This window comes from Geminocystis sp. M7585_C2015_104 (assembly GCA_015295805.1).
Classification (GTDB): domain Bacteria; phylum Cyanobacteriota; class Cyanobacteriia; order Cyanobacteriales; family Cyanobacteriaceae; genus DVEF01.
Genome location: DVEF01000045.1, coordinates 1 through 1,516, shown reverse-complemented (window position 1 = coordinate 1,516; position 1,516 = coordinate 1). Strand labels below are relative to the sequence as shown.

Annotated in this window: 1 protein-coding gene; it reads left to right on the top strand. The window is 42.3% G+C overall.

Going from position 1 to position 1,516, the window contains the following annotated elements:
• Positions 1-1,516: capsular biosynthesis protein (locus IGQ44_05380; GenBank protein HIK37405.1), on the top strand; the 1,516-nt coding region annotated here is incomplete at both ends.

Sequence of the window (1,516 nt, the reverse complement as noted above, 5' to 3'; positions counted from 1 at the left end):
GGCTGAACTCTTCAGGGCTATCAGACGAAAAGGCCTATTGATTATCGCCACAACCCTAGCCGTGGCCATTCCCTCTTCCGTCTGGATTCTAAGCCAACCCCCCCTATACGAAGGTAAAGTAGAAATACTAGTGGAGCCTCCTTACAAAAATAGGACAAGTTTAAGTTTCCTCCAACAAATCCATGGCATCAACTTTTCTTCTGAAAGTTTGAATTATGAAGGTCAGCTGGGGGTATTGAAAAGTCAATTGACTCTCGCCCCCATTGTCGAGTCCATTCGCTCTAAGTACCCGGAAATAAGTCTATCTGTCAGTAAAAACGGAAAGAAAACGGAAAATTTGGCTGACGCCCTTGATGTAAAACAAAGGGCGGGGGCAAAAGATAAAGAAGCCCCCATCATCGAAGTGACTTATAAAAATAAATCCCGGGAAAAAGTACTATTTGTACTAGAGAAGATTGCTAGTGGTTATATACAGTACAACAAACAACAGCAGGTCAGACAATTAACCCAGGCCATAAAATTTGTTGAGGGGGAAATTAAAAGAGTAAGGGAAGAAGTATACCAGTGGGAATCCGAATTAGAAAAATTCCAAAAGAGCAGAGGGTTAATACTAGAACCAACCCGTCAGGCAGATGCTTTAAAGGAACAACTAACGTTTCTTCGACAACAAAGAGAGGCAGTTAAACTTGAGTTGGGGGGTTTAAGAAAACTTTTCAGACTGTTACAAAACCAACTCCAATTCACCCCCCAACAGGTGACTGTGGTAACCCGTCTCAATGAACAACCAAACTACCTTAAGCTTGTTTCCCAAATCAAAGACACCGAAACTCAAATAGCACTGGAAACTCTAAGATTTGGCCCCCAAAACCCCACAGTCAGGGCCCTCACTGACAAAAGAAACCAACTGGTGTCCCTGCTACAAATGGAAACAGGCAAAATACTAAAAAATCCTTCAGAGAACCCGTCTTTGGATTTTATAGCCTCCATGCCCCAACAAAACCTGGAAAAAATCCAACAATTCCTTGATACCTACAACCAGATACAAGTACTACAGGCCAAGGATAGGGGTTTGGAAGAAGCATTGGTAACATTAAACAAAAATATTGACAGTCTCTCCACCGAAAACAAACAGTATAACAGAATTGTAAGAGAACTACAAATTGCCAATGAAAGCCTAACAAGACTTCTGTCTGTCAGGGAAAATCTACAAATTCAAGTGGCCCAAGAGTTGTCCCCCTGGCAACTTTTAACCCCCATCAACGAAAACATTATCAAGGACGTCTCCAAGAAAAACCTAAAACTGGCAGCGGCGGTTGTTGCCAGTGTGTTTTTATCCCTTTTTGTGGGTTTGTTGGCAGACGCCCTGGACACTAAATTCAGAAGTCTTGAAGAAATCAAAAATACTATCAGATTGCCTCTGTTGGGGACTTGTCCTTACAACAAAAATCTGGCTGTCCTCTTTCCCGGAAACCACAAAAAAGCCCGGAAAAAAGGTCTAATTTCGCCGCAAACTCTC